General features: G+C 74.4%; 24 protein-coding genes. 11 read left to right on the plus strand and 13 right to left on the minus strand.

Annotation, left to right across the window (positions count from 1 at the left end):
* The first annotated feature begins 232 nt into the window (after positions 1-232).
* Entirely contained in the window at positions 233-505 is a 273-nt protein-coding gene (locus ACZ6EJ_RS16100; protein ID WP_469267713.1) for a hypothetical protein, read from the plus strand.
* Between the two features lie 12 nt (positions 506-517).
* On the opposite strand, the gene ACZ6EJ_RS16105 is transcribed toward ACZ6EJ_RS16100, so the two are convergent.
* Complete coding sequence (locus ACZ6EJ_RS16105; RefSeq protein WP_469267714.1) at positions 518-1,264, minus strand: ferritin-like fold-containing protein; 747 nt, start codon at positions 1,262-1,264, stop codon at positions 518-520.
* 474 nt (positions 1,265-1,738) lie between these two features.
* Here ACZ6EJ_RS16105 and ACZ6EJ_RS16110 point away from each other — a divergent pair, with 474 nt between their 5' ends.
* Positions 1,739-3,916, plus strand: coding sequence for a DEAD/DEAH box helicase (locus ACZ6EJ_RS16110; protein ID WP_469267794.1), 2,178 nt, complete (start codon positions 1,739-1,741; stop codon positions 3,914-3,916).
* Between the two features lie 101 nt (positions 3,917-4,017).
* Positions 4,018-4,872, plus strand: a complete 855-nt coding sequence (locus ACZ6EJ_RS16115) for an alpha/beta fold hydrolase (RefSeq protein WP_469267715.1) — start codon at positions 4,018-4,020, stop codon at positions 4,870-4,872.
* 12 nt (positions 4,873-4,884) lie between these two features.
* On the opposite strand, the gene ACZ6EJ_RS16120 is transcribed toward ACZ6EJ_RS16115, so the two are convergent.
* Positions 4,885-5,796, minus strand: a complete 912-nt coding sequence (locus ACZ6EJ_RS16120; protein ID WP_469267716.1) for an NYN domain-containing protein — start codon at positions 5,794-5,796, stop codon at positions 4,885-4,887.
* A 213-nt stretch (positions 5,797-6,009) separates the two neighbouring features.
* Between ACZ6EJ_RS16120 and ACZ6EJ_RS16125 the strand changes: the two genes are divergently transcribed.
* Complete coding sequence (locus ACZ6EJ_RS16125; RefSeq protein WP_469267718.1) at positions 6,010-6,162, plus strand: hypothetical protein; 153 nt, start codon at positions 6,010-6,012, stop codon at positions 6,160-6,162.
* Between the two features lie 132 nt (positions 6,163-6,294).
* Here ACZ6EJ_RS16125 and ACZ6EJ_RS16130 read toward each other — a convergent pair whose 3' ends face one another.
* The 4 genes from ACZ6EJ_RS16130 to ACZ6EJ_RS16145 all read right to left on the minus strand — a co-directional run bounded on the left by ACZ6EJ_RS16130 (position 6,295) and on the right by ACZ6EJ_RS16145 (position 9,366).
* The gene (locus ACZ6EJ_RS16130) at positions 6,295-6,900 is read right to left on the minus strand and encodes a MarC family protein (protein ID WP_469267719.1); all 606 of its coding nucleotides are present in this window, start codon (positions 6,898-6,900) and stop codon (positions 6,295-6,297) included.
* A gap of 129 nt (positions 6,901-7,029) precedes the next feature.
* A complete protein-coding gene (locus ACZ6EJ_RS16135) occupies positions 7,030-7,896 on the minus strand; it encodes a PHP domain-containing protein (RefSeq protein WP_469267720.1) in 867 nt (288 codons plus the stop codon).
* 143 nt (positions 7,897-8,039) lie between these two features.
* Complete coding sequence (locus ACZ6EJ_RS16140) at positions 8,040-8,717, minus strand: DUF6758 family protein (protein ID WP_469267721.1); 678 nt, start codon at positions 8,715-8,717, stop codon at positions 8,040-8,042.
* A 64-nt stretch (positions 8,718-8,781) separates the two neighbouring features.
* Positions 8,782-9,366: a suppressor of fused domain protein gene (locus ACZ6EJ_RS16145; RefSeq protein ID WP_469267723.1), complete on the minus strand. Its 585-nt coding sequence runs from the start codon at positions 9,364-9,366 to the stop codon at positions 8,782-8,784.
* Positions 9,367-9,810: 444 nt separating this feature from the next.
* Here ACZ6EJ_RS16145 and ACZ6EJ_RS16150 point away from each other — a divergent pair, with 444 nt between their 5' ends.
* The gene (locus ACZ6EJ_RS16150) at positions 9,811-10,938 is read left to right on the plus strand and encodes a magnesium and cobalt transport protein CorA (protein WP_469267725.1); all 1,128 of its coding nucleotides are present in this window, start codon (positions 9,811-9,813) and stop codon (positions 10,936-10,938) included.
* 56 nt (positions 10,939-10,994) lie between these two features.
* Positions 10,995-11,531: a hypothetical protein gene (locus ACZ6EJ_RS16155; RefSeq protein WP_469267726.1), complete on the plus strand. Its 537-nt coding sequence runs from the start codon at positions 10,995-10,997 to the stop codon at positions 11,529-11,531.
* Positions 11,532-11,547: 16 nt separating this feature from the next.
* Here the strand turns inward: ACZ6EJ_RS16155 and ACZ6EJ_RS16160 are convergent, their stop codons facing one another.
* Positions 11,548-12,315, minus strand: a complete 768-nt coding sequence (locus ACZ6EJ_RS16160; protein WP_469267728.1) for a hypothetical protein — start codon at positions 12,313-12,315, stop codon at positions 11,548-11,550.
* A 228-nt stretch (positions 12,316-12,543) separates the two neighbouring features.
* Between ACZ6EJ_RS16160 and ACZ6EJ_RS16165 the strand changes: the two genes are divergently transcribed.
* Genes ACZ6EJ_RS16165 through ACZ6EJ_RS16175 form a run of 3 tightly spaced genes read left to right on the plus strand, consistent with a single transcriptional unit; the run spans position 12,544 to position 15,545 of the window.
* Complete coding sequence (locus ACZ6EJ_RS16165) at positions 12,544-13,821, plus strand: magnesium transporter MgtE N-terminal domain-containing protein (RefSeq protein WP_469267729.1); 1,278 nt, start codon at positions 12,544-12,546, stop codon at positions 13,819-13,821.
* A complete protein-coding gene (locus tag ACZ6EJ_RS16170; RefSeq protein WP_469267731.1) occupies positions 13,808-14,368 on the plus strand; it encodes a DUF1003 domain-containing protein in 561 nt (186 codons plus the stop codon). Before ACZ6EJ_RS16165 ends, ACZ6EJ_RS16170 begins: the two co-directional genes overlap by 14 nt.
* A 43-nt stretch (positions 14,369-14,411) precedes the next feature.
* The gene (locus ACZ6EJ_RS16175; RefSeq protein ID WP_469267733.1) at positions 14,412-15,545 is read left to right on the plus strand and encodes an Mrp/NBP35 family ATP-binding protein; all 1,134 of its coding nucleotides are present in this window, start codon (positions 14,412-14,414) and stop codon (positions 15,543-15,545) included.
* An 87-nt stretch (positions 15,546-15,632) separates the two neighbouring features.
* Here ACZ6EJ_RS16175 and ACZ6EJ_RS16180 read toward each other — a convergent pair whose 3' ends face one another.
* The 5 genes from ACZ6EJ_RS16180 to sigE form a co-directional block, all read right to left on the minus strand.
* Positions 15,633-16,295, minus strand: coding sequence for a hypothetical protein (locus ACZ6EJ_RS16180; protein ID WP_469267735.1), 663 nt, complete (start codon positions 16,293-16,295; stop codon positions 15,633-15,635).
* Positions 16,296-16,420: 125 nt separating this feature from the next.
* The gene (locus ACZ6EJ_RS16185; RefSeq protein WP_469267737.1) at positions 16,421-16,909 is read right to left on the minus strand and encodes a sec-independent translocase; all 489 of its coding nucleotides are present in this window, start codon (positions 16,907-16,909) and stop codon (positions 16,421-16,423) included.
* 110 nt (positions 16,910-17,019) lie between these two features.
* Complete coding sequence (locus ACZ6EJ_RS16190) at positions 17,020-18,996, minus strand: S1C family serine protease (RefSeq protein WP_469267739.1); 1,977 nt, start codon at positions 18,994-18,996, stop codon at positions 17,020-17,022.
* 89 nt (positions 18,997-19,085) lie between these two features.
* Complete coding sequence (locus ACZ6EJ_RS16195; protein WP_469267740.1) at positions 19,086-20,114, minus strand: anti-sigma factor family protein; 1,029 nt, start codon at positions 20,112-20,114, stop codon at positions 19,086-19,088.
* A complete protein-coding gene (gene sigE / locus ACZ6EJ_RS16200; RefSeq protein ID WP_469267741.1) occupies positions 20,111-20,872 on the minus strand; it encodes an RNA polymerase sigma factor SigE in 762 nt (253 codons plus the stop codon). Before sigE ends, ACZ6EJ_RS16195 begins: the two co-directional genes overlap by 4 nt.
* A 176-nt stretch (positions 20,873-21,048) precedes the next feature.
* Here sigE and ACZ6EJ_RS16205 point away from each other — a divergent pair, with 176 nt between their 5' ends.
* Positions 21,049-21,714 (plus strand): O-methyltransferase, encoded by a 666-nt coding sequence (locus ACZ6EJ_RS16205; protein WP_469267742.1) that lies wholly within the window; start codon positions 21,049-21,051, stop codon positions 21,712-21,714.
* An 84-nt stretch (positions 21,715-21,798) separates the two neighbouring features.
* Here ACZ6EJ_RS16205 and ACZ6EJ_RS16210 read toward each other — a convergent pair whose 3' ends face one another.
* Entirely contained in the window at positions 21,799-21,966 is a 168-nt protein-coding gene (locus ACZ6EJ_RS16210) for a DUF3117 domain-containing protein (protein WP_003966491.1), read from the minus strand.
* 315 nt (positions 21,967-22,281) lie between these two features.
* On the opposite strand from ACZ6EJ_RS16210, the gene chcB reads away from it, so the two are divergent.
* Positions 22,282-23,094 (plus strand): 2-cyclohexenylcarbonyl CoA isomerase, encoded by an 813-nt coding sequence (gene chcB, locus ACZ6EJ_RS16215; RefSeq protein ID WP_469267795.1) that lies wholly within the window; start codon positions 22,282-22,284, stop codon positions 23,092-23,094.
* The last annotated feature ends 1 nt before the right edge of the window (position 23,095 follow it).

The following is a 23,095-nucleotide window of genomic DNA, read 5'->3' on the forward strand; positions in this document are numbered from 1 at the left end:
CCCCCCCCCCCCCCCCCCCCCCCCCCCCCCCCCCCCCCCCCCCCCCCCCCCCCCCCCCCCCCCCCCCCCCCCCCCCCCCCCCCCCCCCCCTCCCCTGTGCGCGCGGGGCCTGCCGAGGGCGGGCTCCGCATGGGTCCGCGCGGGTTGCGGAAGGGTTGCGGCCGGTGGGCGGCGGGTAGGACGGCATACGACCGTCCGACCGCCCCGCCCACCCCCGACGAGGTGATCCTCTGTGCTCTGGGAAACCATCGGCTCCGCCGCGCTCGGACTCGTGCTGTCCTGGGCGGCGCTGCGATCGCTGGGCCGCCGGCTCCCGGCCGCCCGCGCGGTGTACGCCACCGGCGCGCTGGGCGCGCTGTTCGGCGCGTTCCTGACGCACGCGGCGCTGGATTCCGGCTCCGCCCTGGCCACGGCCGCCGGGGCCCTGTCCGTCGGTGCGGTGACGCTGTCGCTGCTGATCCGCCCGCGGGGCCGCCGCCTCGCCCGGTCGGCGGCGGCCCAGTAGCGCGGGCCGGCGTTACGCGGCGAGTCCGAGCGCGGCCATGCGCTTGGTGTGCGCCTCGGTGATCCGGGAGAACATCCGGCCCACCTCGGCGAGGTCGAAGCCGCCCGCGACGCCGCCCACCAGCATCGTCGAGAGCGCGTCGCGGTCCGCGACCACCCGCTGGGCCTGCGACAGCGCCTCGCCCATCAGCCGGCGGGCCCACAGCGCGAGCCGCCCGCCGACGCGGGGGTCGGCCTCGATCGCGGCGCGCACCTTCTCCACCGCGAAGTTCCCGTGGCCCGTGTCGTCGAGCACGGACAGCACCAGGGAGCGGGTGTCGCCGTCGAGCCGGGCGGCGACCTCGCGGTAGAAGTCGCTGGCGATCGAGTCCCCGACGTACGCCTTGACCAGGCCCTCCAGCCAGTCCGAGGGCGCCGTCTGGCGGTGGAAGTCGTCGAGCGCCTTGGCGAACGGCTCCATCGCCGCGGTCGGGTCCTCGTCCACCGCCGCGAGGCGCTCGGTCAACTGCTCGAAGTGATGGAACTCGGCGGCGGCCATCTTCGCCAGCTCCGCCTTGTCCCCGAGCGTCGGCGCGAGTTTCGCGTCCTCGGCGAGACGCTCGAAGGCCGCCAGCTCTCCGTAGGCGAGCGCTCCGAGCAGGTCCACCACCGCGGCGCGGTACTGCGGCTCGGCGGACGCGGTGGCCCAGTCCTGGGCGGCGATCGCGGTGGCCGGAGAGGTTTCGGCGGGGGTCTCAGTGGCGTGGTCAGGCGTCTCCATAGCCCGAACGATAGCCCGCTCCGCCGAGGGCCGAAGGGCCTGGTCAAAGGTCACCGCCTTACCGTTCCGATGAATTCGCCCAACACAGATGCGCGATTCCGGGGTACAGTGGTATTGCGCTTACTGAGCACTGTGCTGTGCCAGGGGCGCACCCTTGAATGAGGATGCCCGGTCGGTGGCCCGATCGGCTCCGACCCGACAGCCCTCCACGCGGTGCGTACGGCACGTACGACCGCAGATGAGGGGCCCCCTCAGCGGCACGAGCGCTCGAGCGACGGCAGTGGTCCCGCGCCACCCGGCCCATCCACGGCCGGATGATGAACCCCGGCACGGTACGACCCCCAGCGTTCGCCTCGGGCCGCGTCTCACAGAAGAGGCAGCACCCTGACTACCTTCCGCGACCTCGGGATCCTCCCCGAGACGGCCGAAGCCCTTGAGGCCGTCGGCATCGTCTCCCCCTTCCCCATCCAGGAGCTGACGCTCCCGGTGGCCCTCTCCGGCTCCGACGTCATCGGCCAGGCCAAGACCGGCACCGGCAAGACGCTCGGCTTCGGCCTCCCGCTCCTGGAGCGCGTGACCGTCCCCGCCGACGTCGAGGCGGGCCGCGCCAAGCCCGAGCAGTTGACCGACGCGCCGCAGGCGCTCGTCGTCGTCCCGACCCGCGAGCTGTGCCAGCAGGTCACCAACGACCTGCTGACCGCCGGCAAGGTCCGCAACGTGCGCGTGCTCGCGATCTACGGCGGCCGGGCGTACGAGCCCCAGGTCGAGGCGCTCAAGAAGGGCGTCGACGTGATCGTCGGCACTCCGGGCCGCCTCCTGGACCTCGCGGGCCAGCGCAAGCTCGACCTGTCCCACATCCGCGGGCTCGTCCTCGACGAGGCCGACGAGATGCTGGACCTCGGCTTCCTGCCCGACGTCGAGCGCATCATCACGATGCTGCCGGCGAAGCGCCAGACGATGCTGTTCTCGGCGACCATGCCCGGCGCGGTCATCTCGCTCGCCCGCCGCTACATGTCGCAGCCGACGCACATCAACGCCACGTCGCCCGACGACGAGGGCACGACCGTCAAGAACACCGTGCAGCACGTCTACCGCGCGCACTCGATGGACAAGCCCGAGATGGTCTCGCGCATCCTCCAGGCCGAGGGCCGCGGGCTCGCGATGATCTTCTGCCGGACCAAGCGCACCGCCGCCGACATCGCCGAGCAGTTGGAGAAGCGCGGCTTCGCCTCCGGCGCGGTCCACGGCGACCTCGGCCAGGGCGCCCGCGAGCAGGCGCTGCGCGCGTTCCGCAACGGCAAGGTCGACGTCCTGGTCTGCACCGACGTCGCCGCACGCGGCATCGACGTCGAGGGCGTGACCCACGTCATCAACTACCAGTCGCCGGAGGACGAGAAGACCTACCTCCACCGCATCGGCCGCACCGGCCGCGCGGGCGCCAAGGGCATCGCGATCACGCTGGTCGACTGGGACGACATCCCGCGCTGGCAGCTCATCAACAAGGCGCTGGACCTGAAGTTCCCCGACCCGCCGGAGACCTACTCCACCTCGCCGCACCTCTTCGAGGAGCTGAACATCCCGGCGGGCACCAAGGGCGTGCTGCCGCGCGCCGACCGGACCCGTGCCGGGCTGCGCGCGGAGGAGGTCGAGGACCTCGGCGAGACCGGCGGCCGCGGCCGCAAGTCCGCCGCCGCCCCGGCCCCGGCCCAGGAGGAGCGCGAGCCGCGCACCCGCACCCCGCGCCAGCGCCGCCGCACCCGTGGCGGGAGCGCCGAGGAGGGCGCCGTCGCGGTGCCCGCCCCCGCCAAGGAGGCCGCCCCCGTCACCCCGGCCGGCGACGAGGCCGCCGAGGGACCGCGTACGCCGCGCCGTCGCCGCCGTACGCGGGCCAGCGCCCCCGAGGCCGTGTCCGAGGCGGCCGTGACGGTCGCCGAGGCCCCGGTGGCCCCCGCCCCGGTGGCCGAGCCGGTCGCGGAGCCCGTGGCGCCCGCCGCCGAACCCGCCGCGATCGCTGAGCCCGTCGCCGCTGAGCCCGTCGCGGCCGAGCCCGTCGCGGAGGCCAAGCCGCGCCGCCGCCGCGGCCGGGCCGCCGCGAAGCCGGAGGCCGAGGAGGCGGCGCGTACCGCCGTCGCCGCGAAGGCCCCCGTGAGGACCGCCCCCGCCGAGGCGGAGTTCCAGACCGTGGCCGCCGCCGCCGGCGCCGTCGAGCCGGTCGCCGAGGCCAGGCCGGTCACGCCGCGCCGCCGCACCCGGATCGTGAAGCCGGCCGACGAGGTCGACTTCCAGATCGCCCCGGCCGCCGAGCCGGAGCAGGAGTCGAGGACGCGCCGCCGTCCGGCCCGCGCCACGACGAAGCCGAGGACGGAGCCGAAGGCCGAGCCGAAGGCCAGGGCCGCGAAGTCCCGGCCCAAGGCCGAGGCGACGGCGGAGGCCGAGCCGAAGGCCGCCCCCGCCGAGGCGACGGTCGCCGAGGCGGACGCGAGGCCGCGCCGCCGCCGCGCCACGCGCAGCGTCACCTCCACCGCGGGCCAGGAGGCCGCCGTGGTCTCCGCCGCCGAGGCCGTGACGGGCGAGGCCGCCGCCGAGGCGAAGCCCCGCCGGCGTCGCGCCACCCGCCCGGCGGGCAAGGCGACGGCGTCGACCGAGAGCTGACGCCCCGGCTCCACCGCACGCGAACGGCCCCCGCACCCGCGGGGGCCGTTCGCGTGCGCCCGGTGGCGCGCCGCCGAGGGGGACGGGGTTAGCCTCGGCGTATGAGCCGGCCGCCCACCTTCACCCCGCCCCCCTGCGCCCGCGCCCGCGTCCTGCGCACCGAGCGCGGCGACTTCGCCGTCCTGGACGCCGCGCCGCGTACCCCGGCGCGGGGCGCCGCCCTGCTGCTGCCCGGATACACCGGCAGCAAGGAGGACTTCGTCGCGCTGCTCGAACCGCTGTCGGCGGCGGGCTACCGCGTGGTCGCCGTGGACGGGCGGGGGCAGTACGAGTCCGAGGGGCCGGACCAGCAGGGGCCGTACGCCCAGGACGAGTTGGCGCGCGACGTGCTGGCCCAGGCGGCGGCCCTCGCAGAGGGGCGCACCGGGCTGCACCTGCTCGGGCACTCCCTCGGGGGGCACATCGCCCGCGCCGCCGTCCTGAGGGACGCGGCCCCCTTCCGCTCGCTGACGCTGATGTCCTCGGGCCCCGGACAGGTCGTCGCCTCCCAGCGGGACAAGCTGAGGATGCTGAGCGAGGCGCTGTCGGCGCTCTCCATGGCCGAGGTCTGGGAGGCGATGCGGGCGCTGGACCCGCCGCAGGACGCGGACACCGGCGGCGAGGACATGCGCCGGCGCTGGCTTCGCCACCGGCCGGCCCAGTTGATCGCCACGGGGACGCAGTTGAGCGGCGAACCGGACCGGGTGGACGAGCTGGCCGCCCTCGGGCTGCCCGTCCACGTCCTGTCCGGCGAGCGCGACGACGTATGGCCGGTGGAGCTGCTGGACTCCATGGCGCGGCGGCTCGGCGCCCGGCGCACCACCGTCGCCGGGGCCGAGCACTCCCCCAACACCGCCCGGCCGCGCGAGACCGCCGAGGCGCTCGCCGCGTTCTGGGACGGCCTGCCGGCGCGCTGACGCGCCCGCCGGTCAGTACTGCGACTGGAGGTGCTGCCAGAAGCCGTCGCGCAGCGCCCGCCGCAGATGCGCGTGGCCGCGCAGCGAGTGCTGGAGCAGGCGTTCGGCCTCCACCAGCAGGTCCTGGTCGACGGAGCCGGGCAGATAGGGGTGGCCGGGCAGCAGGTCGGCGAGGGAGGCCCGGCCGCGCGCGGCGAGCCAGGCGCCGGCGACCTGCGCGCCGACGAAGCGGACGTCCTCGCGCGAGGGGGCCGGGGTGTCGTCCTCGTACGTCGTGACCGGCCGCCGGGTGACGTAGGGCCGGCAGAAGTCGAGGTCGAAGGTGCGCTGGCTGTCGACCTCCCACAGCAGGGGCTCCGCCTGGTTGCGGCCTTCGGCGGCCTCGATGCCCCACAGGTGGACGCGGGCCCCGTAGCCCTGGGCGGCCTCGACGGCCGAGACCAGGTCCTCGTCGCCGCCGACGAGCGCGGCGTCGCTGATGGCGCGGTGCCGGGCGAGGGATTCCAGGTCGGTGCGGATGAGCGAGTCGACGCCCTTCTGCTGGTTGTTGGCGTTGAGGTTGCCGAGCCGGACCTTGACGTCGGGCAGTTCGGCGATGGCCTGCTGCTCGGTGGTGTGGATGCGGCGCCGGGCCCCGTCGTACCAGTAGACGCGCAGCAGTCTGCTGTCCGCGAAGATCGTGCGCGCCTTGTCGATGAGGGCCTCGATCATCCCCTCGGCGTCGAGGTCGAAGGAGCGCCGGTCCTCGGTGCCGGTGACGAGCAGGCCGGCCGCGGCGTACACGTAGCCCGCGTCCACGAAGATGGCGTGCGTCGACGGGGTCTTGGAGACCTCGGTGAGCACCCGCTGGAGCAGTTCGTTGGTGCGGTCCAGGCGCCGGTCCAGGTCGGAGGGGGCGGGGGACCGCGGATCCGGCTCGTTCACGCGGGCCTCGTGGTCTGCGGCGGCGCTGCCGCGCACGGGTATTTAGACATCCAAAAAATTTCCTTAGCGTAGGGAATGTTCGCAGCGGGCAGGCTGTTGACACCTCTGTGGGGCGCGGGGCCCGGAAGCCTTGTGCCCCCCCATCCTCGCGGACGGGGCGACCCGTCCGCGCCAGTAGTTCTCCAGCAGGAGGATCAGACGAAGGGAAGCCTCATGCGCTTCGAGATCATGCGACTCGACGACGTCGACGGTATCGCCGTGGACAGCACCGTCGTGGACGCGGCCTCCGTCAACCGGATCGTGCAGCAGGCCGCGGCAGTGGGCCAGCGCATCCTCATCCGGCCGGCCGACGGCTCGGCTTCGTAACGCTTACCGGGCTCACCACGCCTGATGCTCGCATTGCGCCGCTGAGGCCCCCGTCCGGACCGGACGGCGGGCACTCGAGACGAAGCGCCCCCGCACGGACTCTCCGTGCGGGGGCGCTGTCGCGTCCGGGGGTCAGCGGCCCTCGATGACCTGGGTGACGCCGTTGATGATCTGCTGGACGGCGATGGCGGAGAGCATCATGCCCGCGAGCCGGGTCACCAGGACCACGCCGCCGTCCTTGATCACGCGGATGATGACCAGCGAATAGCGCATGGTCAGCCAGAGCACCACGTGCATGGCGGCGATCGCCGACCACACCGAGAGCTGGTCGGCGACGCCGTCCGCGTGCTGCACCGCGAGGATGACCGAGACGATGGCGCCGGGACCGGCCAGCAGCGGCATCCCCAGCGGTACGAGGGCGACGTTGACGTCCTTGGTCTGCGTCGGCTCGTCCGTCTTGCCGGTCAGCAGGCTGAGCGCGATGAGCAGCAGCAGGAGCCCGCCCGCGATCATCAGCGCGGGGATGGAGACGTGCAGGTAGTCGAGGATCTGCTGACCGAGCACGCCGAAGACGGCGATCACGCTGAAAGCGACCAGGACCGCCTGGAGCGCCATCTTGCGCTGCACCTTGGCGGGGCGGCCCGCGGTGAGGGCGAGGAAGATCGGGGTGATCCCCGGAGGATCCATAATCACAAAAAGGGTGAGAAAGAGGGACCCGAAGACAGCGACGTCGAACACAGTGAGCCTTGCGAGAGATGAGCGGACGGTACGGGGCGTGCGCGGTCCGGGCGGCGCGGCGGTCGGCGCGGGGCGCGCGACACCGTGCGCCGGGGCGCGCGGGAGGGGAATGCGGTGCGGGGGACGGGCTTAGCGGCGGCCGGCTCCACCCGCACCCGGCACCGGGAAGGCTCCCGTGGCGCGCCGGGTGATCTCGCCGTAGATCTCGGGGTCGGTGGTGTGCTCGCCGAGCCGTACGGTCTTGCGGCTGCCGTGGTAGTCGCTGGAGCCGGTCGTCAGCAGCCCCAGCTCGCGGGCGAGGCCGCGCAGCCGGGACCGCGTGGGCTCGTCGTGGTCCATGTGGTCGACCTCCACGCCGTCGAGGCCGGCGGCGGCGAGGGCGGCGATGGCGGCCTCGGGAAGCACCGCGCCCCGCTTCACGGCGGCCGGGTGGGCGAGGACGGTGACGCCGCCGGCGGCCTTGACCAGGCGTACGGCCTCGAAGGGGTCCAGCTCGTGCTTCTCGGCGTGGGCCCGTCCGCCGTCGCCCAGCCACGCCGGGGTGAAGGCGTCGGAGACGGTGGCGACGACGCCCAGCTCGACGAGGGCGGCCGCCACGTGCGGGCGGCCGACCGAGCCGTCCCCGGCTATGCGGGCGACCCGCTCCCAGGTGATGGGGACGTCCAGGGCGCGGAGCTTGCGGACCATCTCGCGGGCGCGCGGCACGCGGTCGTCGCGGACCAGTTCGCGTGCGCGCTCCAGCGCGGGCTCGGCGGGGTCGAAGAGGTACGCCAGCATGTGCACGCCCACGCCGTCGAGGCGGCAGGACAGCTCGGCGCCGGTGACGAGGGTGAGCCCTTCGGGCAGCGCGTCGAGCGCCTGCCGGTGGCCGCCGACGGTGTCGTGGTCGGTGAGCGCGACGACGTCCAGGCCCGCGGCGGCGGCGTTGGCGACCAGCTCGGCGGGGGTGTCCGTGCCGTCCGAGGCGGTGGAGTGGGTGTGCAGGTCGATGCGCACGACGGCTGACTCCGGGGCTCGCGGGCGGACGGGGGACGCTCAAGGATAACCGCCGCGCACCCCGCCCCCGGCCGCCCGCGCCCCGCTCCGCCGGCGCACGGAATCCGGCGCTCCGCGCCCCGGCGCGGGGCGCGGTCGGGCCCTCAGCGCTCGCCGGTGGCCTGCCGGGGCGGCGCGCCGGGGACGGTGAGCAGGCGCGGGGTGAGCGCGCCGCACGGGACGAGGTCCACCTCTCCCCCGGCGTCCCGCAGATCGGTCAGCACCAGCTCGTCGTACATCAGCAGCCCGGACTGCTCGGGCCAGAGGATCGCCCACAGCCACAGGCCGCGCGCCTCGCCCGCGAAGACGGCGCGGTCCTCGGGGACGCCCCGTACGTGCCAGAGCGGGGTCGGGCGGCCGGCGGCGTGCACCTTGGCGTCGGGGGCGGCGGCGATGTCCATGCGGGGGCCGGGGTCGGGGCCGTCGATGCCCGCGTAACGGGCCCCGAGCCCCACGCCCAGCTCCTCGGCGACGAGCAGCAGCTCGCCCATGCCGCCCAGCGGTCCGGGCCCGGAGCAGGCGACGGCGCTGGCCCGGCCGCCGCCGCGGTCGTCGCCCGCGCTGGCCGCCCCGGTGAACAGCCAGCCCACCGGGAGGGGCCAGGGCATCCAGACGGGGACCCGCGCGCGGTGCACGACCACGCCGAGCGCCTCGACGCTCGGCGGGACGACCGGCTGCATGGGGTGGATGGGGCCGTGCGCCGGGCACTGCCAGGAGTCGGCGAAGAGACCGGGCGCCCTGACCCGGCCACCGCATTTCGGGCAACTGGGTTCGCCCCTCATAGTCCCCAACGGTCCTCCCCGCCGGTCCCCGCGTCAAGGACGGTCACCCGTCCGGTGCGGGGGCTCAGTCCAGCGGGACGGAGGGGCGCAGCGGGTCCCGCAGGTCCGTGCCGTGCGAGAGCCAGCGCTCCTGGAGCTCCTGCGCGCCGTGCACCCGCTTCCAGGCGGCCTCGTTGGGGGTCATCGGCAGCAGCGGCAGGAAGCGCACCGGGTCCATCGGCGCGTCCAGCTCCAGGTCCTCCACCAGCCCGCCGGACTCCGCCACCAGCACGGAGGTGAACGGCGCCCCGCCCCACAGCGGCTCCCCCAGGTCCAGCGAGGCGCCGGGGGCCACCACGACCCCCTCGACCTGCGGGGAGGCGGCCAGCACGGCGAGCGGGCGCAGCACCCGGTCGGTGTCGGCGAGGCCGCCGCGTACGGAGAGGACCAGCTCGGCGCGGGGCCCCTTCACCGGGTCGGCGAGCGGCGAGGTCGGGTCGGCCATCGGCTGCCCGGACATGCCGAGCGTGGCGTAGCGCACCACGTCGCCGTCCCGGAAGCGCAGCACCTCGATCCGGTCCGTGCCGAGGAAGGTCACCTCGGCGCGGGCGTCGGGTTCCCCGAGGGCGGAACGGAGCCGGGACTCGACCAGCGGGAGAATTTCTGCCATGCGGCGAGCATAGATCGCGTGGGAGTTGGGCAAAGTAGGGGATTGGGCCTGGGGCGGCTGATAGCCTGGCCGCCGGTCGGGACAGTACGCAGAAGCGTCGCTCTCTTCGTCCCGACGACACGTCGTCCCCCACGGGGGACCGGCCGGAGGAGGTGGGGACTGCCATGGATCCAAGTCGACCGTGCAGTACCGACCGCTCTTCCGCGCCTCGCCTTTCCCGTTGATCCGACGCCTCGTCGGTCATTCCGGAACGACCCCCGCGTCGTGTCCGGGTGACGCCCCGGCAGCAGTTCGCGCGACGGAAGAGCCTCTCGTTTTTGCCTGTCTGTAGCGAACGCCGTCATCGCGCCCGCGCGGTGCCGCCCGCTTTGCGGACGTGCGCGCACGTCCTCGTTCCGGGCTGTTCCACGCCCTCGCCGACGGCCCTCCGTGAAGGAGTCAGCCATGTCGATGATCCGTGACCTGCGCGCCGCCGTGCGCCCGTCCCTGCGTACGTCCCTCCGCAAGAACAGCGCCCCGTACAGCGGGTACGACACCACCCGCGACCCGTCCGCCTCCAGCGCCGTCGTCGACTGCGCGGTCTACCGCGACGGCCGCCGGCTGGCGGGGCCGGCGGCCCCGACCCCGCACGAGGCGATGCTCCAGGTGCGGGAGGACGGCGGCTTCGCGTGGATCGGCCTGCACGAGCCGACGGAGGCCGAGTTCGCGGGCATCGCCCGCGAGTTCGGCCTCCACCCGCTGGCCGTCGAGGACGCCGTCCACGCCCACCAGCGGCCCAAGCTGGAGCGGTACGACGACACGCTGTTCACCGTCTTCAAGACCATCCACTACGTGGAGCACGCCGAACTGACCGCGACCAGCGAGGTCGTGGAGACCGGCGAGGTGATGTGCTTCACCGGCCGGGACTTCGTCATCACCGTCCGGCACGGCGGCCAGGGCTCCCTGCGCGCGCTGCGCCACCGCCTCCAGGACGACCCCGAGCTGCTGGCCAAGGGGCCGTCCGCGGTGCTGCACGCCATCGCCGACCACGTGGTGGACGGGTACATCGCGGTGGCCGAGGCGGTGCAGGACGACATCGACGAGGTGGAGATCGACGTGTTCTCCACCCCGGCCAAGGGCTCCCCGCGCGGTTCGGACGCGGGCCGGATCTACCAGCTCAAGCGCGAGGTGCTGGAGTTCAAGCGGGCCGTCTCGCCGCTCCTGCGGCCGATGCAGTTGCTGAGCGAGCGCCCGATGCGGCTGGTCGACCCCGACATCCAGAAGTACTTCCGCGACGTCGCCGACCACCTCGCGCGCGTCCAGGAGGAGGTCCTGGGCTTCGACGAACTGCTGAACTCCATCCTCCAGGCCAACCTCGCGCAGGCGACCGTCACGCAGAACGAGGACATGCGCAAGATCACCTCCTGGGCGGCGATCATCGCCGTGCCGACGATGATCTGCGGCGTCTACGGCATGAACTTCGACCACATGCCGGAGCTGGAGTGGGAGTACGGCTATCCGATGGTGCTGGGCGTCATCGGCGTCGTCTGCTTCTCCATCCACCGCATCCTCAAGCGCAACGGCTGGCTCTGACGACGGCGCCGCCGCGGGCTCCGCGCCGCGGCCGGCCGCTGGGTAAGCTCGCGCCCATGACTCACGCGCCCCCGCCCGACGCCGCCGACGCGCTGCTGGACCGGGCCCTCGTCGAGGAGGCCACGAAGAAGTCCGGCCTCGTCTGGCTCCGGGGCGCCGGACCGGCCCGTCCCGTGTGGCACGTCTGGCACGAGGGCGCGGCGCATCTCGTGGCGGGCGGCCCCGGCGAGCAGCCGCTGCCCGAGGGCGTCGTCGACGGCGGCACCGCCGAGGTCACCGTACGGAGCAAGGACAAGGGCGGCCGGATCGTCGCGTGGACCGCGGCCGTGCGGTTCCTCGCCCCGCACTCGGCGGAGTGGGAGGCGGCGGTGGCCGAGCTGCGGGGCAAGCGGCTCAACGCGCCCGACGCCGAGCGGATGACGGAGCGGTGGGCGCGGGAGTGCTCGGTGGTGCGGCTGTCGCCGGCGGAGGTCGACACCGCCCTGCCGGACGCCTCGCTGGCGGCCGTTCCGCTGCCGACCCCGGCCACCACCCGGCGGCCGGTCCCGGCGGCGCTGCCCCGGCTGCTGCTGAGGCGCCGCCGCCCGCGCTGACCCGCGGCCGGGGCGGTCAGCCCGAGGACTTGGGGAGCCGGCCGCCGTAGTCGACGGTGTCGTCCTCCTCGGGCGCCTCCAGGGGGAAGACCTGCCCCCAGTCGGACAGCGAGACCGTGCCCCCGCCGCCGCCGCGGGCCACCCGCACCGGATACGGCTTCTCCTCCAGCGAGACGTCGAACGCCCCGCCCTCCCCCCGGCCGCCGAGGATCTGGATGGTGCGGTGGCCGGCGACCGTGTCGCGGCCGCCCTTGTCGAGCTTGCCGTTCAGCGCGAGCAACCCGTCGAGCAGGACCTTCTTGTCGGTGAAGCCGCGCAACTGCTGGTAGCTGGGGTCGCCCTCGGGGACCTTGACGTACTTGCCGCCCAGCTTCTCCGCCGCCGCGGCGTCGGCGCCGCCCGCCCCGCCGCCGCTCTCCTCGTGCGTCCAGAAGTCGGCCCCCGCCTTGAGGAACAGCTCGTCGTCGACGCGCAGCAGGGCGAAGGTCCGCTCCTTGGAGGTCACCGACCCCACGCCGCCCCGCGCGCTGAGCCTCATGTCGAGGCGGTAGGAGCCGCCCTTGCTGACGAGCGTGCCCGACAGCCGTACGGCGGTCGCGGTGTCGGCCGCCGCCCGCGCCCTGGTGTCGATCTCGGTCGCGGAGAGCTTCCCGACCCCGTTGGTCCCCTTGTCCGGGTCCTCCTCCGCGGCGCAGGCGGTGAGGGCCGCGGCGAGCCCCCCGCACAGCACGAGGGCGAGGGCGGTGCGGCGACGGCGCCGCGCGGCCGGGGCGAAAGAGGTCACGGGCGGACTGCCTCTCAACGGCGATCGGGGGTGGCAGACGGCAGCGTACCGGGCTGCCGGGCCCCGCTCCGCAGCCAGCCGTACGGACGGGCCCGCCGGGGCGCGGCGCGGCTCCACGGGCTAGCCTGAACCCGGCGTACCGGTGAAATCCGCTGGTGGACGCCGTCGGGCCGACGGGTGACGCACCCCGTCGCACGGGCCCGGCACGGACGACGCAGGAGGCGGAGCATGGCCGCAGGCGCCCCGCGGGTCTTCGTCTCGCACCTGTCCGGGGTCCCGGTCTTCGACCCGAACGGGGACCAGGTGGGCCGGGTCCGCGATCTGGTGGCGATGCTGCGGGTCGGCGGCCGTCCGCCGCGCATCCTGGGGCTGGTGGTCGAGGTGATCAGCCGCCGGCGGATCTTCCTGCCGATGACGCGGGTGACGGGCGTGGAGTCGGGCCAGGTCATCACCACCGGCGTGGTCAACATGCGGCGCTTCGAGCAGCGGCCCACCGAGCGCCTCGTCCTCGGGGAGTTCCTGGACCGCCGGGTGCGGCTGGTGGAGAGCGACGAGGAGGTCACCGTCCTGGACGTGGCCATCCAGCAGCTCCCGGCCCGCCGGGACTGGGAGATCGACAAGTACTTCGTCCGCAAGGGGCGCGGCGGCGCGCTGCGCCGCAAGGGCGAGACGTTGACGGTGGAGTGGTCGGCGGTCAGCGGTTTCTCGCTGGAGGAGCACGGCCAGGGCGCGGAGAACCTGGTCGCCACGTTCGAGCGGCTGCGCCCCACCGACGTCGCCAACGCCCTGCACCACCTCTCCCCCAAGCGCCGGGTGGAGGTCGCCGCGGCCCTGGACGACGACCGGCTCGCCGACGTCCTGGAGGAGCTGCCCGAGGACGACCAGGTGGAGATCATCGGCAAGCTCGCGGAGGAGCGGGCCGCCGACGTCCTGGAGGCGATGGACCCGGACGACGCGGCCGACCTCCTCTCCGAGCTGCCGGAGGAGGACAAGGAGCGGCTGCTGGCCCTGATGCGGCCGGACGACGCCGCCGACGTGCGCCGCCTGCTGTCCTACGAGGAGCGGACGGCGGGCGGCCTGATGACGACCGAGCCGATCGTGCTGCGGCCGGACGCGACGGTGGCCGACGCGCTCGCGCGGGTGCGGCAGTCGGACCTGTCGCCCGCGCTGGCCGCGCAGGTGTACGTGTGCCGCTCGCCGGACGAGACCCCGACCGGGAAGTACCTGGGCACGGTCCACTTCCAGCGGCTGCTGCGCGATCCGCCGTTCACGCTGGTCAGCTCGCTCGTCGACAGCGACCTGGTGCCGCTGTCGCCGGACACCCCGCTGCCGACGGTGACCAGCTATCTGGCCGCGTACAACATGGTCTCCGCGCCCGTCGTGGACGAGAGCGGCTCGCTGCTGGGCGCGGTGACCGTGGACGACGTCCTGGACCACCTGCTGCCGGACGACTGGCGCGAGACGGACCTGCACGGGGAGGAGGGGATCGGCCATGGCGGGCGATGAGCGCGCGAAGGCGGCGTCGACCGGCGCCTCGGGCCTGGTGCGCCCGCCCCGTACCCGCCTCGACCAGCCGAAGGCCCCGCGGCGGCGGCTGCTGCCGGAGTACGACCCGGAGGCGTTCGGCCGGTTCTCGGAGCGGATCGCCCGCTTCCTGGGGACCGGGCGGTTCATCGTCTGGATGACGCTGATCATCATCCTCTGGGTGGTGTGGAACATCTTCGCCCCGGAGAACCTGCGCTTCGACGAGTACCCGTTCATCTTCCTGACGCTGATGCTCTCGCTCCAGGCCTCCTACGCCGCGCCGCTGATCCTGCTGGCGCAGAACCGGCAGGACGACCGCGACCGGGTCACCCACGAGCAGGACCGCAAGCAGAACGAGCGCTCCATCGCCGACACGGAGTACCTGACGCGGGAGATCGCGGCACTGCGGATGGGCCTCGGCGAGGTCGCCACCCGTGACTGGATCCGCTCCGAACTCCAGGACCTGGTGAAGGACATGGAGGACCGGCAGGCGCCGTTCCCGGCCGAGAGTGACGAACGCGACCGGTGACGGGCCGCCCGCGAGCGGGGCCGCGCGCCGTAACATCGTCGGTATGGCTACGGAAGACGCGGTGCTTGAGGCACTGGCGACAGTGAACGACCCGGAGATCCACCGCCCGATCACCGAGCTGGGCATGGTGAAATCGGTGGAGATCGATCCTGACGGTGTGGTCGCTGTCACGGTGTATCTCACCGTCTCCGGCTGCCCGATGCGCGAGACGATCACCCGGAACGTGACCGAGGCGGTCGCGCGGGTCGAGGGCGTCTCGCGGGTCGAGGTGACCCTCGACGTCATGAGCGACGAGCAGCGCAAGGACCTGGCGAGCACGCTGCGCGGCTCCACCGCCGAGCGCGAGGTGCCGTTCGCCCAGCCGGGCTCCCTGACCAGGGTGTACGCGGTCGCCTCCGGCAAGGGCGGCGTCGGCAAGTCCTCGGTGACCGTGAACCTCGCGGCGGCGATGGCGGCCGACGGGCTCAAGGTCGGCGTCGTGGACGCGGACATCTACGGCCACAGCGTGCCCCGGATGCTCGGGGCGGACGGCAAGCCCACCCAGGTCGAGAACATGATCATGCCGCCGTCGGCGCACGGCGTGAAGGTCATCTCCATCGGCATGTTCACTCCGGGCAACGCGCCCGTGGTCTGGCGCGGCCCCATGCTGCACCGGGCGCTCCAGCAGTTCCTCGCCGACGTGTACTGGGGCGACCTCGACGTCCTGCTCCTGGACCTGCCGCCGGGCACGGGCGACATCGCGATCTCCGTGGCGCAGCTCGTGCCGAACGCGGAGATCCTGGTCGTCACGACCCCGCAGCAGGCGGCGGCCGAGGTCGCCGAGCGGGCCGGCTCCATCGCGGTGCAGACCCACCAGAAGATCGTCGGCGTGGTCGAGAACATGTCGGGGATGCCGTGCCCGCACTGCGACGAGATGGTCGACGTCTTCGGCTCGGGCGGCGGCGCGCGGGTCGCGGAGGGCCTGACGAGGACGGTCGGCGCGGAGGTGCCGGTGCTCGGTTCCATCCCGATCGACGTACGGCTGCGCGAGGGCGGCGACGAGGGCAAGCCGGTGGTCCTGTCCGACCCGGACTCCCCGGCCGGCAGCGCGCTGCGCTCGATCGCGGAGAAGCTGGGCGGCCGCCGGCGCGGCCTGTCCGGCATGTCGCTGGGCATCACCCCGCGCAACAAGTTCTGACGGTCCTCCAGGAGCGCCGGGAGGGCCCGCCCGCCCCGGCGCTCCGGCCCCTCCCGCGCTCCGGCCGCCCGTGTCAGGGCCGGGGGCTCACGTCGTGTAGGCGGTGAGGTCCTCGATGACCGCGAAGCCCAGCCCGTAGGCGCTCATGCCCCGCCCGTACGCCCCGATGTGGACGCCGTCGTGCGCCGATCCGGCGAGCACCCAGCCGAACTCGGACTCGCGGTAGTGGAACTCCACCGGCACCCCGTCCACCGGCAGGGAGAGGGTCGACCAGTGCGCGCCGCCGAGGTCGTCGGCGAGGGCGAACGCCGTCTCGGTCTGCTGGTCCAGCCAGTCGTCGCGCAGGGCGTGGTCCAACTGCGGCGGCCACGTGTACGCCAGCAGCCCCGAGCCCGCGAGCCAGGCCGCCGAGGAGACCGTGGTGGCGTCCAGCACGCCCGTGCCGTCGCCGCTGCGCCGGACGGGGCTCGCGCCCACCGTGATGACCGCCGCGAACCGTTCCTTCTCGGCCGTGGCGTCCGCCTTCACCGAGGGTTCGTCGCCGTGCCCGGTGGCGCCGTGCTGCACCGTGCCGTCCGCCGCGGCGCCCACCTGCATCAGCCAGCGGGGGCCGGTGAAGGCCTCGTCCAGGCCGTACCAGGGGAAGGCCGCTCGCAGGTAGCCGTCGACGTCGCCCCGGCGTCTCGGCGCTCTCTCCGCCGTGGCCGTGTCCGGCGCACCGTCCGTGTCCACCCGACTCGTCGTCTCCATCTGCGCGGCCGCCTCCTCGATCAGTGCTGATCCGGAGCGGCCCGCCCCCCGCGGGCGTGGGCATCCTCGCAACCGGACAGATGGAGGATAGCCATACCGTCCGGGCGAGTCGGGATTGCCGGGGGTCAGGTGGCGTCTGCGTCGAACGGCGGGCGCTCGGGCCGAGCCGCCGCCGGGGCCTTCTTCAGCAGGTCAGGGGCGGCGTCACCGGTCTTGGCGAGACTGGTCGCGGCTCCGCCGGCCGAGCCGCCCGCCGCACTGTTGGCGGAATCGGACGCGGCGCTCGAGCGGCCGTTGACCGCGTCGGTGACGTCGGCCATCTCCTTGCGCAGGTCGAAGCTCTCGCGGATCTCCTTCAGCCCCAGGTCGTCGTTGCCGTCCATGAGCTGCTTGCGGACGAACGTCTTGGGGTTGAGGTCCTCGAACTCGAAGTCCTTGAACTGCGGGCCCAGCTCCGAGCGGATGTCCTCCTTGGCGCTGTCGGAGAACTCGCGCACCTTGCGGAGGGTGCGCGTGACGTCCTGGATCAGCTTGGGCAGCTTGTCGGGGCCGAAGACCAGCACGGCCAGCACCCCGAGCGTCAACAGCTCCAGTGCGCCTATGTCATTGAACACCTTGCCGCTCCTCGTGTTCGCCGCGTGGTCTCCGTGCGATCCCGCCCCGTGTCTCCGGACCGCTCAACGGTACCTGTCGAACGTGTCCCGGCGGTACCTCGCGATGGCCGTCACGTGCCGCTCGCCGAACCGAGCGTCAACGTCACCGTGCGTTCCTGGCCACCTCGGACGAGCAGGAGCTCCAGCTCGTCGCCGGGGCGGTGGGCGCGGATCTTCACGATCAGCTCCTCCCCGCTGTGCACTCGCCGGCCCTCGACCTCGGTGATGACGTCGCCCGAGCGGATGCCCGCCGCCGCGGCGGGACCGCCCTTCGCGACGGCCGGTCCGCCGCCGGCCCCCTCGGCTCCGACCTTGGCCCCGTCACCGGTGTACTTCATGTCCAGCGTGACGCCGATGACCGGGTGGGTCGCCCGGCCGGTGCTGATCAGCTCCTCGGCGACGCGCTTGCCCTGGTTGATCGGTATCGCGAAGCCGAGGCCGATGGAGCCGGACTGGCCGCCCGCTCCGGGGCCCCCGCCGCTGTCGGCCGCCCGGATGGCGCTGTTGATGCCGATGACGCGGGCCTGGGCGTCGACCAGCGGGCCGCCGGAGTTGCCGGGGTTGATCGGGGCGTCGGTCTGGAGCGCGTCGACGTAGCTGATGTCGCTGCCGTCGCCCTTCTCGCCGCCCGCGGTGATCGGCCGCTGCTTGGCGCTGATGATGCCCGAGGTCACCGTGTTGGACAGGTCGAAGGGGGCGCCGATGGCCACCACCGGGTCCCCGACCCGCACGTTGTCCGAGTTGCCCAGGGGCAGGGGCTTGAGCCCCCGGACCCCGCGGACCTTGACGACCGCGAGGTCGTAGCCGCTGTCCTTGCCGACCAGCTCGGCGGCCGCCGTCTCGCCGGTGCTGAACGTCACGGTGATGTCCCCGCCCGTGCCGGCCGGGGCGACGACGTGGTTGTTGGTGAGGATGTGGCCCCGGCCGTCGAGGACGAAGCCGGTGCCCGTGCCGGACTCCGCGGAGCCGCTGACGTGCAGGGTGACCACGCTGGGCAGGGCGCTGGCGGCGATGCCCGCCACGCTGGTGGGGGACCGCTCGCCGCCGTCGGGGGCGGCCTGGGGCAGCTCGACGGTGGTCAGTCCGCCGTTGCGCTCGATGTACGCGCCGACTCCGCCGCCGATGCCGCTCGCGACCAGGGTCAGCAGGAGGGCCCCGGCGAACGCCCCGCCCCGGCGGCGCCCGCGCCGACCCGGTTCGACGCCCTCCGCCGGACCCTGCTGGGTCAGCGGCTGCCCCGGAGCGCCCCACGGGTCGTACTGGAGCCACTGCCCGTACGGGCGCGGCGGCACGGGCCCGGCGGTTCCGTGCGGCGGCCGCGGGGCGGGGGCGGGGGCCGGGACGCCCGCGCCGTTCGCGGTCCCGTACGGCGGGAGCGGGCCGGCGGCCTGCGGCGGTACGACGGTGCCGTGGGGCGGGGTGGGGCGCTGCACCGGCGGGGCGGGGGCCCAGGGGCCGGGGTCGCCGTAGGGCGGGGTGCTGTACGCGTCGGGCTCGTGCAGCGGCTGCCCGTGCGGGCGGACCGCCGCCTCCTGTCCGGTCGCCGCAGTCGCCGCGGAGAGCGGCGCGGGGGCTCCGGCCACGGGCGGCGCGGCCGCCACCCGGTCGCCGGGGGCGGCGGGCGCGGGAACGGCGGGACGGGGGGCGGCGGCGTCGGGCGCGGCGGTCTCGGGGTCCGGCGCGGCGGCGTCGGGCGCGGTGGCACTGGTGGCCTCGGGGTCCGGCGCGGTGCGACCGGTCGGCACGGGGCTGGTGGAGGCGGGGCCCGGCGCGGCGGCGTCGGGCGCGGCGGCACTGGTGGAGGCGGGGGCCGGCGCGGCGGGGGCCGGCGCGGTGCGACCGGTCGGCACGGGGCTGGTGGAGGCGGGGCCCGGCGCGGGGGTACCGGTGGTCTCGGGGTCCGGCGCGGGCGCGAGGCCGTCCGCGGCCGCTGTCGCGGGGCCGGTGGGAGCGGTCGGGCCGCTCCCCGGCTCCGTACGGTCGGCGGGCACCGCCGGGGGGCGGCTCCACCACTTCGCCTGCGGCCCGGTGGGCTTCCCGTCGTCCATGCTCTCCCCGCAACTGGCCTCCGCACGCCCCACAGAGGCGTGCCTCACCGGAATTCAACCAGGTTTGCGAAGTCCCGCGCAGGGGCCCGTCACCGCCGAGGGGAGAGGGGGCTCACCAGATCGTTGGCGGGCACGGACGGGACCGGTCCCGAGGGGGTCGGCGCCGGGGCCCTCTTCGCCTGCGCCCCGCTGCCGAGAGCCGCCGCGAGCAGCGGGGCGCCGGAACCGGTCGGGCGTATCAACGGGGGCACGGACACGTTCAGCACGGGCTGGGTGAAGGGGTGCCCGGCCTGCGCGGAGACGCCCAGCAGCGGCGGCGGCACGATCGGCGGTGCCGCCGGTCGGGCCACCGGGCCCACCGCCGCGGTGGGGAGCACGGACGGGGCGCCGGCCTCCGCCGGGGCCGTGCCGGTCCGCGAGCGCCCGGCCGGGGCGTCGGTCACGGCGAGCGCGCCGCCCCGCCGGCCGATGGCGGTGGTCCCGCCCTCCGCGCGGCGCCCGGCCTCCAGGGGCGTCACCGTGTTCCCGCCGCCCTCGGCGCGCAGCGGGGCGTCGGGGCCGGAGTCCAGCGGCAGGGCGCCGCCGAGGGCGATGGCCGCGAGGGAGACCGCACCGGCCGCGGCGAACGCGAAACGGCGTCCGCGCCACGGCGAACGGTCCGCGTCGCGGGCCGCCTCGTGGAGGCGCAGGAGCGCGCCGGGGCCGCCCCCGCCGGGCAGCGCGGCGGAGGAGCCGTGCGCGGCGGGGAGGTAGCCGAAGCCGTCCAACGGGGAGGGCGGGGCGTCGGCGCGGGTGGTGCGCCCGGAGGGCCGCGGGCCGGGGTGGAACTCGCCGGCGAACGGGCCGCCCCCGCCGAACGGCCGGCCGGAGCCGTCGTCGGAGCCGCCGGGAAGGCCCTGGAGGCGGGCCAGGAACCCCTCGGAGGGCGAGGGACAGGAGGACATGGCGAAGGCGCTCTTGAGGCGGCGCTGGGCGTCGGCCTCGGCCTTGCACTTGCCGCAGGTCGCCAGGTGGGCCAGGACCCGCTCGCGGGCGTCGTGTTTCAGCTCGCCGTCGACCAGCGCGGCGAGCCGGTCCCCCAGGTGCGCTTCCGCGGGGGTCGGGCCTGTGCCGCTCACGCCGATCCTCCCTCCCCCGCCAGGACCGCGTCCGCCAGGGACCGCTGCTCGGCGCGGGCCTCGGGCGAGCGGTGCTTGAGCGCCTTGCGCAGGTGCGACCGGCCCCGGTGGATGCGGCTGCGGACGGTGCCGAGCTTGACCCCGAGGGTGGCCGCGATCTCCTCGTAGCTGAGGCCCTCGATGTCGCAGAGGACCACGGCCGCGCGGAACTCGGGCGCGAGGGTGTCCAGCGCCTGCTGCACGTCGGCGTCGAAGTGGGTGTCGTTGAAGACCTGCTGCGGGGACGGCTCGCGGCTGGGCAGCCGCTCGGCGGCGTCGTCGCCGAGCGAGTCGAACCGGATGCGCTGCTTGCGGCGCACCATGTCGAGGAAGAGATTGGTCGTGATGCGGTGCAGCCAGCCCTCGAACGTGCCCGGCGTGTACGTCGACAGGGAGCGGAACACCCGGACGAAGACCTCCTGGGTGAGGTCCTCGGCGTCGTGCTGGTTTCCCGTCAGCCGGTAGGCGAGGCGGTACACGCGACCGCTGTGCGTGCTGACGATCTCTTCCCATGAGGGCGGGGTCCACGCCTGAGAATCCGCATCAGAGGCGAAGGTCGCGGTCGGTGCGGAGACTTCGGAAGAACGGTCAGCGATGTCGGTCACGGATTTCGGCTCACCCGCCGATCCGAGAAGGCGCCGCAGCATCCCTCCCCGATCCACAGGCGCAGCCGCACCTCCCCTATCGGCTCTGGTGGTGTCCAGTGGAGCCCCTACCATAGCCACCTCGCCCGTTAGCTCCGGATAAGCCTTTTCCCTGGTGGGGCCGGGCACAGCCCGGAACCGGCCGCCGCTCGCCGGCCCGATCCGCGGTCCGGTCCGCCGCACTCTCCCCACTCTTCCCACAACGCCCGGTCCCATCTGCGGGTTCCCGTGCGCAGCGGATACAGTCACCGTTGCGCCAACTACGGGGACAGGAGAGGGTCATTACCGCCAACCGGCAGACGAGCTGGGCGTTCGCCGACGCCTTTGTCGCCGAGGACGAAGCCCTGCACCGGGCCCGTGAACGGGCTCGCGAGCTGGGGCTCCGCTCGGTGTCACCGGGCACCGGCGCCGCGCTGCGCCTGCTGGCGGGCGCCGCGGACGCCAAAGCGGTGGCGGAGATCGGCACGGGCACCGGCGTGTCCGGCATCTACCTGCTGCACGGCATGAGGCCGGACGGCGTGCTGACCACGGTGGACCCGGAGCCCGAGCGCCAGCAGTTCGCCCGCGAGGCGTTCCGCGAGGCGGGCTTCGCCTCCAACCGCTCCCGCTTCATCCCCGGCCGCGCCCTGGACGTCCTGCCGCGCCTCGCGGACGGCGGTTACGACCTCGTCTTCTGCGACGGCGACCGGCTGGAGAGCCTGGACTGCCTCGCTGAATCGTTGCGCCTGCTGCGCCCCGGCGGCCTGGTCTGCTTCGAGGGCGTCTTCGCGGACGGCCGCACGGTCGACTCGGCCGCCCAGCCGGCCGAGGTGCTGCGCCTGCGCGACCTGCTGCGAGCGGTGCGCGAGAGCCAGGAGCTGATGTCGACCCTGCTGCCGGTCGGGGACGGCCTGCTCTGCGCGGTGCGGCGCGGCTGACCCGTACGCCCGGCCCCGGACGCACCACTGCCCCGGCACGGATTCCGTGCCGGGGCAGTGGTGCAGGTGGATGGGCGTTCCGCGTCAGCCGACAACCTTCTTCAGCGCGTCACCGAGGGCATCGGCCTCGTCCGGGGTCAGCTCGACGACAAGCCGACCGCCGCCTTCGAGCGGAACGCGCATGACGATGCCCCGCCCCTCCTTTGTCACCTCGAGCGGGCCGTCGCCCGTCCGCGGCTTCATGGCCGCCATGCTCGTTCCCCTTCCTGAAACCAGCTCATCGCAACCGGCGGCCCCATGACAGGCGCTGCCTCACCGGCATCGAACACATTGCTTCTCCGCCATTATCCCGCATCAGGGACCCCGATGACCAACATCGGTCGGCATCGCTTGCGCAACGCGCTCGCGCAAAACCCCTCAATTCGGCGATCGGGCTGCGATACTGCGCCGCCCCGGCCCCCCGGCGGCGCGTCAATTGTTAGACGTAGGTCACATCCCTCCCCCGGCCGGCGTCGGCCATGCTTGCCTCCAGTGGCAACGATGCCCGAGCAGCGAGGGGATACCGCGATGGCCGACGAGCGGGAGAACACGGTCCTGTACGACGTGAGCGGCGGTCTGGCGACGATCACGCTCAACCGACCGGACGCGATGAACGCGATGGACACGGCGGCGAAGGTCGCCCTGCGGGACGCGCTGCTGGCGGCGTCGGCGGACGCCGGCGTCCGGGCGGTCCTCCTCACGGCCACCGGCCGGGCCTTCTGCGTCGGCCAGGACCTCAGGGAGCACGTCGCCACGCTCATGGCGACCCGCGAGGCGGGGAGCGGCAACGCGCTGAGCACGGTGCGGGAGCACTACAACCCGATCGTGCGGGCGATCACCGAGATGGCCAAGCCGGTCGTCGCCGGGGTCAACGGCGTGGCGGCCGGTGCGGGCTTCGGCTTCGCCCTGGCGGCCGACTACCGGGTGGCCGCCGACACCGCGACCTTCACCACCTCGTTCGCGGGCGTCGCCCTGACCGCCGACTCGGGCGTCTCCTGGACCCTGCCCCGACTGGTCGGGCGCAGCCGCGCCGCCGACCTGCTGCTCTTCCCGCGTTCGATCACCGCCCAGGAGGCGTACGAGCTGGGCGCCGTCGACCGCGTGGTCCCGGCGGCCGAGCTGGCCGAGCAGGCGGCGGCGGTGGCCCGGACCCTGGCGGAGGGCCCCACGGTGGCGTACGCGGCGCTGAAGGAGTCGCTCGCGTACGGGGCCGGGCACACGCTGGCGCAGACCCTGGAGAAGGAGGACGAGCTGCAGACCAGGGCGGGCGCGTCGCAGGACCACGCCATCGCGGTGGAGGCGTTCCTCGCCAAGGAGAAGCCGGTCTACCTCGGGAGGTAGC

It is taken from the genome of Streptomyces sp. NPDC041970, from assembly GCF_055588985.1.